Genomic DNA, 7,209 nt, shown 5'->3' on the forward strand with positions numbered 1-7,209 from the left:
CGGTGTGCAGGCGGGGCGGGTGTGCCCCGGGTGCGGGCGGGAAGACTCGACTCCGGTGGTCTACGGGTTGCCGGGGTCCGACCTCTTCGAGGAGGCGGACAACGGCCGAGTCGCGCTCGGTGGCTGCCTGGTGATGGACGAGCAGCCGGCCTTCGTCTGCCGGAGCTGCGACCTCGAGTGGGGGAACGAGTCTGACCCCACCGCGGACGAGGCCGAGCTGGCCGGCCTGCTGGACGTCGGGCACGCCGACCTCATCCGGGCACTCGGTAGCGGCTGGCGGCGCGAGAGCGCGGCCGACGGGCAGGACGGCGTGCGGTGGTTCGTCAGCGGTGAGCCGGCGCAGCTCGCGGTCGGTGTGCAGGGCCAGTGGTTCGTCCTGGCCCGACCGTTCACGTCCTGGGGGCAGCACCGTCCCGGCCCGCTGATGGGTGACGAGTCGCGGCTGACCCGAGACGACGTCCTGCACCAGCCGCACCTCGTCGCCGAGATGGCCGAAGCCATCGCCTCGCACCGCCGTCGGTCCTTCCGCTGGTGCCGCACCTGTCGCCGGGCAACGGCGCCCGAGTCGTTCGTCGCCGTAAAAGGGTCCTGCGTGACCTGCGTCGAGTTCTTCACCGACTCCTGATCCCCGCCCGTCGCCGTGGCCTCGCCCGTCGGGAGGAGGCAGCCCGGCGTCGGTCTCTTTCGGGTGGGCGGAGGTTCCGATGAGACGACGAACGAGCAGCGACGGAGGCGGGGGATCGACAGTGCGGAACGGTGCAGGACCGGACCGGGTGCCTTCCGGCCTCCGGACGTCGCCCACCGGCCGGGTGCCGCAGTGGGTGCTCGACGAGGCGACCGGTCGAGCGCCCACCACGGAACCCTGGCGCTCCTGGTCACCCGCTCCGTCGTCCGTGCGCCCGGCTCGGCGTCGCGGCCGCCGTCTGGCATACCTGGTAGCCGTCCTGGCGGGCGTGGGGGTCCTCTGCGCCGTGGTCCTCGACCCCCGAGGTCTCGGAGGGGCGATCGGCGACCCCAGACCGGCGAACTGGCCGACGCCCGGCTTCGAGGTCGCTGATGCCCCGCTCGGCACCCCCGTGCCGGCACCGAGTCCCGGTGGCACCCACCTCTTCATCGAAGTGCAGGACGACGGCGAGCGATCCGTGGCCTACGACCCCTGCCGACCGATCCACTACGTCATCCGTCCCGACCATGCGCCGCCCGGGGGAGACGCGCTGGTCCACGAAGCCTTCGCCAGGGTTTCCGACGTCACCGGCCTGCGATTCGTCTTCGACGGCGCCACCGACGAGTCAGCGTGGGAGGACCGCTCGAGCTTCCAGCCGGACCGCTACGGGGACCGTTGGGCGCCCGTCCTCGTGTCATGGCAGACGGAGGCCGAGAATCCGGAGCTGGCCGGCCATGTCGCCGGGCTCGCCGGCAGCGCCATCGTGGAGCCGCCCGGCGGCCCGCGGGTATTCGTCACCGGCGTCGTAGGACTGGACGCGGACGCTTTCCGGGACATGCTCGCCCATCCGGCGGGGGTCGCGAGTGCGCGTGCCGTCGTCCTCCACGAGCTCGCCCACCTGGTCGGGCTCGCACACGTCGGGGACCCCGGTCAGCTGATGTACCCGGCGACGGACACCGTGCTGGACTTCGCCACCGGTGACCTGACCGGTCTGTCCCAGCTCGGGGGAGGGGAGTGCGTCCCGACCGTGTGAGCGGACTGCCGGGGAACGTCGGGCGGATACAGATGTGTCCTGCGTGGAGAACTCGACTCCCGGTTCGGCGGAGATGTCGGTGTGGCATGTCACGCTGCCGGGACGATCCATCCGAGCCAGCCACGGGGGCAGAGGCATGACCACGTCCACGGTGCGCGCATGACGGCGCGCGTCTTCCCGAGCAGTCCGGGCTTCGAGTCGCACGCCGAGCGGCTCTTCGCCGAGGCGCTGCGCGACCAGCTTCCCGACGACGCGGTCATGGTCTGCGGCCAGCGGTTCAGCGACCGCCGGGAGGACCGCGAGGCCGACGTCATCGTCGCCTGGCCGGGTTTCGGGATCGCCCTCATCGAGGTCAAGGGCGGCAGCGTCCACCTCCGCGGCGGGGAGTGGCGGCAGGTCGGCGGCGGGCTCGACAAGCAGATCCGGCCGGTCGAGCAGGCGCTGCGCTGCAAGTACCTGCTGCGCGACTACCTGCGCCGGGACCGTCGCTGGACGGCCGGCGACCCGCGCATGGTCCACCTGGTCGCCCTGCCGGCGACGACGCTGCCGGACGATTTCGCCGCCCCCGACGCGCCCCGCTGGATGGTCCTGGACAAGACGGACCTGTCGCAGGCAGCGGCCGGGGTGGCGAGCGCGCTGCGGCAGTGGGAAAGCGACGTCGAGCCGGCGACGGCCGAGGACGTCGAGGCGTTCGTCGACTGCCTCGCCGGGGTCGGCATCCCGCAGCAGGACCTGCTCGCGACGCTGCACGAGCGCGAGGCCGAGTGCGACCTGCTCACCCGCGACCAGGCGCGCGTCCTCGACTGGTTGCGCTCCAACCGGCGGGTCGAGGTGCGCGGTGGGGCCGGTTCGGGGAAGACCTGGCTCGCGCTGGAGAAGGCCCGCCGGCTGACGCTCGAGGGGGAGCGGGTCGCGGTGATGTGCTACTCCCGCGGCCTGGCCGAGTACCTCCGCCGCCGGGTCGAGACGTGGAGGCCGAAGGAGCGCCCGGCCTACGTCGGAACGTTCCACGGGCTGGGCATCGACTGGGGCGTCACCCCGGGATCGGACGACGACAGCGGCTACTGGGAGGAGTACCTTCCCGAGCGCATGGTGGAGCTCGCCGGCGCGCTGCTCGTGGCCGACCGCTTCGACGCGATCGTCATCGACGAGGCGCAGGACTTCGCCGAGAGCTGGTGGCCGGCCGTCCTGGCCGCGCTGCGCTCACCGGACGAAGGCTGCCTCTACGTGTTCGCCGACGAGGGGCAGCGGGTCTTCGCGCGCCAGGGCCGCCCACCGGTCGCGCTGACGCCCTTCGACCTCGACGAGAACCTGCGCAACACCAAGCAGATCGCGGGCACGTTCGGCAGCCTGACCACCAGCCAGATGCGCTACCGCGGTGGCGACGGCGTCCCGGTGCGCTTCGTCCAGTGCGGCACCGACGACGCCATCGGCGCGGCGGACGACGAGGCGGCCGCGCTCCTCGACGCCGGGTGGCCGGCCGAGTCGGTGGCGCTGCTGACCACCTACCGGCGGCACCCCGTCCAGGCGGAGCGCCAGACCGCCGGCCAGGACGCCTACTGGGACTCCTTCTGGGCCGACGACGACCTGTTCTACGGGCACGTGCTCGGCTTCAAGGGGCTGGAGCGGCCGGCGGTCGTCCTCGCGGTCAACGGCTTCCGGGACGAGGAGCGCGCCCGCGAGATGCTGTACGTCGGGCTGTCCCGCGCCCGCGACCTGCTCGTGGTCTGCGGCGACCTGGAGCTGATCCGGCGGGTGGGCGGCCCGGCCGTGGCTCAACGGCTCGCGCAGTCCGCCGACTCGACGCCCACCAGCTGAGGGAGATCCGTGGATTTCGTGCTCGAGGGTGTCCCGTACTCACTGGACGCAGAGGCCGTCCGAGCGGCGCTGCGCGACGCCGCTCCCGACGAACTCCGCACGCACTGGGTCGACGTCGACGGAACGCGCTGGCCGCGCCCGGTGGGACGTGAACGCCGACCGTTCCGACCCGGTTGCCAGCTGGACGTCCTCGGCCGGCTCGGCTTCCCGACCAGTTCGTGGAAGGGCGGCTCGTCGCCTTCCGAGGCGGATCCGACGACGCCGACACCGGCCCCGCCTCTCGCGCAGCCGGGACAGCGCACCGGGGGCTCCGCGACCGCCGATCCTGTTGCCGAGGTCGTCCTCGTCGGCTGCTCCGGCTCCAAGGCGACCGGCTCGGCGCCCGCGGCCGAGCTCTTCACAGGGGCCGCCTTCCGGAAAGCACGGGATCTCGCCGTCCGGTCCGGCCGACCCTGGTACGTCCTCAGCGCCAAGTTCGGCCTCCTCCACCCCGAGGAGGTCGTCGCGCCCTACGACGTCTACCTGCCGAAGCAGTCCGCCCGGTACCGCAGCGCCTGGGCGGAGTGGGTGGTGGCACAGCTCGGTGAACGGCACGACCTCCGCGGCCTGACCGTGGAGGCGCACGCGGGCAGCGCCTACTGCGAGCCCCTCGTCGGTCCGCTCGCCCGGGCGGGTGGAACGCTGGTCCAGCCGCTCGCCGGGCTGCGGCAGGGCGAGCGACTGGCCTGGTACGGCGACCCGGCACAGCACCTCGACGAATCCTTGCCTGCGGCTCCCGGCATCCCGGACGTGGCCTGGCTGTTGGACGAGGGCAACGCCGTGCCCCCGGGCGAGTTCCTCGCCGCCGGCCGGGCGGCGTCCGACCAGCCGGGGCTCTACAGCTGGTGGGCCGACGCGCAGGGTGCCGAGGAGATCTCCGCCGGACTCGGGCACCACGTCTCACCCGGGCTGGTCTACGCCGGCCGGGCGGGCGGCATCCGCCCGAACGGCGTCAGCTCGACCAATACGCTCTGGGGCCGGGTGGCCACCATGCATCTGGGCGGCAACCGCGACTTCTCGACGTTCCGCCTGACGCTGGCCGCCTGCCTGTCCCGGCCCGGTGATCAGCCGTTCCCCGAGGACGACCTCACGGCCTGGATGCACGCACATCTTCGGGTGGCGACGCTGCCGCTGCCCGCGGACCAGGTGACGGCGGGCGAGGCGCGCCTCCTGGAGCTCACCGACGCCCCGCTCAACCTGCGCGACGTCCCACGGACGCCGCTGCGGAAGGCGTTGAGTGCGCTTCGCTCGGCGATCAGGGAGCGATAGGCACGAGCCTCGCGCAACGCGCGCTCACGGGGGCGCGCACGGCGCCGCCCCGCTTCTGATGTACACCGGACACGGCCAGTGCAACGCTCAGTCTGCGCTGCCGTCCTGCCACCGGGTCCACTCGGGAGTGGCCTTGCCGGCGGTGACGGCGTGCCCCCACTTCCTGCTCGCCTGGAGCCACAGCAGGATGTCGTGCAGTCGCAGCCGGGTCAGGGCGACGTCTTCCGCGGCTTCCACCACCAGCCTGGCGAAAGCTCTCTCGAGGGCGTCGAACTGCTCCCTGTTCGCCGTGAGCTCCCGGTGGACGACGCCCCAGAGGCTGACGTCGTCGTCGGTGTGCTCCCGCAGGCGCGGGGCGGTCACGTTGTCGATGAGCGGGAACAGCTCCGGCCGCTTGTGGTGCAGCAGCTTGTGCGTGAGGGCTGTCTTGATCCCCGTGGTCGCCGCGCACTCGCGCCAGGCGTCGGCCAGCGCCGCTCCCGTGGTCCCCGGCGGGGGAGTGCGCCCGACCTCGACTTCGTCGAGGTCCCAGAACGACCGGCCTTCCGCACGCTGGATCGCCGTCCGGACGTGCGGCCATGCCCGGTCGGCTGCGTGCTTCAACGCCGTGATCGCGTTCTGGTCCATCTTCCCGTTGATGCCGTCGACCACGAGGACGTCCAGCCACGCGAACTCGTCGTCGTCCGACGGCGGCACGCAGTCGTAGACGCGGTAGGCGTAGGCCCGCACCTGGACGGTGATGCCGTCCGGGTGGCTGGGTGTCCCGGCGATCCGCAGGTCGCGGTGGGCGCGGGCGTACCCCAGGACGGCAGCCAGCGCCTCGCGCCATGCGATCGGCTCGGCGGCCACGCTCGGCAGCCGGAAGGGTGAGTCCACGTCGTCCCCCGTTCACTGATCGCCGGAGGCGGCCCACGAGCGACCGTATCCCCGGGCAGGGACGGCGCAGCCGAGCCGTACGGCTGGCGGGTTCGCCCGCTCCCACCACCACAGCGGGACGACACCAGCTGGTCGGAGGAGCGCGGCACCACCGCGGACGGCATCCCGGGGGTGGAGGAGGTGGCCGCGCCGTGGTGCGCGTGGGGCCGGGGGAGCCTCAGAGACGAAACGCGACGAGCCGCATCTGGAGGAGCTCATCCCGGCAGTCGGCCTGTGGCACGGTCCGTCGGTCAACTCTCGACCGCGCCCGTGCCCGACGCCTCGGCACGAGCTGTTCGGGCACGCACGAACACGGGGAACCACATGTCGCAGCCGCCGTACGGACCACCTCCGCAGACCCCGGGCAACCACGGGCACCCGCAGTACGTCCAGCCCGCCTACGCCCCGGGACAGGCGCCGCCGCCCCCGCCGGGTGGCTGGTCCCCGAACCAGCCGCCGTACCCGCCGCAGGGGCAGCCGCCGTACCCGCCGCACGGCGGGGCGGCCATGCCCCCGACCCCGCTGTACAAGCGGCCGTGGGTCCTGGTGCTCGCCGGGATCGTCGTCGTCGGCGCGATCGGCTCCGCTCTCGGCGGTGACCCCGAGGAGGCATCGACCGCCGCCGCTGTGACGACGACGGTCACCTCCACCGTCCCTGCCGAGCCCGAGGTGGAGACCCCGGCAGTCGTCGCGCCCGCGCCGGAGACCGTGGCACCTCCGACGGCCACGACGCCGGCCGCTCCGGTCGTCGACTTCCTCATGCCCGACGTGGTCGGCATGGACCTGCAGTCGGCGCAGAACCTGATGCAGACCAACGGCGTCTGGTTCAGCGTGTCCCACGACCTGCTCGGTAGCCGGAACCAGATGGTGGACTCGAACTGGGTCGTCTGCGACCAGAGCATCCCCGCCGGCCAGCAGGTCACCGGGGACGTCGAGGGCCAGATCGACTTCGGCGTCGTCAAGCGGGAAGAGGTCTGCCCCTGATCGACCGGAGGTGTCGCTCCGGCGGTCGGCGGGCGAGAGCGCGCCGACCGCCGCGGCGTCCCCGGACCGGCTCCCGGCGGAGACGGCGCGGGTCCGGCTGCTGGTGTCCGGTCGCCGGACGAGGTTCGTGGCTCCGTCAGCGGGCCTGGACGAGCAGCGGCTGGGCGACCTCGCCGATCGAACCGCGCTCGTCCGACAGCTCGCCGTGGCACAGTCCGATGCCGTCGGCGGCGATCTGCGTGCGGCAGGCCAGGTGTACCCACTCGCCGTCCGGCTCGCGGGTCAGGTGGGTGGTCATGCCCGGCGGGATGGACCACCAGCTGTCGATGGGCAGCTCCACGGAGATGCCGTTGGCCGCGTCGGCGGTGATGAGCGCCCGGGCGAGACCGGTGAGCGGCCGGTCGGCGACCAGGGGGACGCGCACCCGGGTCCAGACGTCGGCCGGCCCGGGCTCTTCCGGCGACCCGGCGGTGTAGCGCCAGTCGAT

6 protein-coding genes and 1 pseudogene are annotated in these 7,209 nt (G+C 73.0%); 5 read left to right on the forward strand and 2 right to left on the reverse strand.

Features of this window, described 5'->3' with window-relative positions:
- The 4 genes from ACI79Q_RS20695 to ACI79Q_RS20710 all read left to right on the forward strand — a co-directional run.
- Positions 1 to 625: hypothetical protein (locus ACI79Q_RS20695; protein WP_456615302.1), on the forward strand; the 625-nt coding region annotated here is incomplete at its 5' end.
- Positions 626 to 1,076: 451 nt separating this feature from the next.
- Positions 1,077 to 1,697, forward strand: a complete 621-nt coding sequence (locus ACI79Q_RS20700; protein ID WP_456615303.1) for a matrixin family metalloprotease — start codon at positions 1,077 to 1,079, stop codon at positions 1,695 to 1,697.
- A 159-nt stretch (positions 1,698 to 1,856) separates the two neighbouring features.
- Positions 1,857 to 3,515 carry an NERD domain-containing protein gene (locus ACI79Q_RS20705; RefSeq protein WP_456615304.1) on the forward strand — a complete coding sequence of 553 codons (1,659 nt, stop codon included), beginning with the start codon at positions 1,857 to 1,859 and terminating at the stop codon, positions 3,513 to 3,515.
- Positions 3,516 to 3,524: 9 nt separating this feature from the next.
- Positions 3,525 to 4,823, forward strand: a complete 1,299-nt coding sequence (locus ACI79Q_RS20710) for a DUF6884 domain-containing protein (RefSeq protein WP_456615305.1) — start codon at positions 3,525 to 3,527, stop codon at positions 4,821 to 4,823.
- An 87-nt stretch (positions 4,824 to 4,910) separates the two neighbouring features.
- On the opposite strand, the gene ACI79Q_RS20715 is transcribed toward ACI79Q_RS20710, so the two are convergent.
- Positions 4,911 to 5,699, reverse strand: a complete 789-nt coding sequence (locus ACI79Q_RS20715; RefSeq protein WP_456615306.1) for a DUF6308 family protein — start codon at positions 5,697 to 5,699, stop codon at positions 4,911 to 4,913.
- A 363-nt stretch (positions 5,700 to 6,062) separates the two neighbouring features.
- Between ACI79Q_RS20715 and ACI79Q_RS20720 the strand changes: the two genes are divergently transcribed.
- Positions 6,063 to 6,722, forward strand: a complete 660-nt coding sequence (locus ACI79Q_RS20720; protein WP_456615307.1) for a PASTA domain-containing protein — start codon at positions 6,063 to 6,065, stop codon at positions 6,720 to 6,722.
- 136 nt (positions 6,723 to 6,858) lie between these two features.
- Here the strand turns inward: ACI79Q_RS20720 and ACI79Q_RS20725 are convergent.
- A pseudogene (locus ACI79Q_RS20725) lies at positions 6,859 to 7,209 on the reverse strand (thioesterase family protein); the annotation flags it as partial.

Source organism: Blastococcus sp. SYSU DS0828 (genome assembly GCF_054050975.1).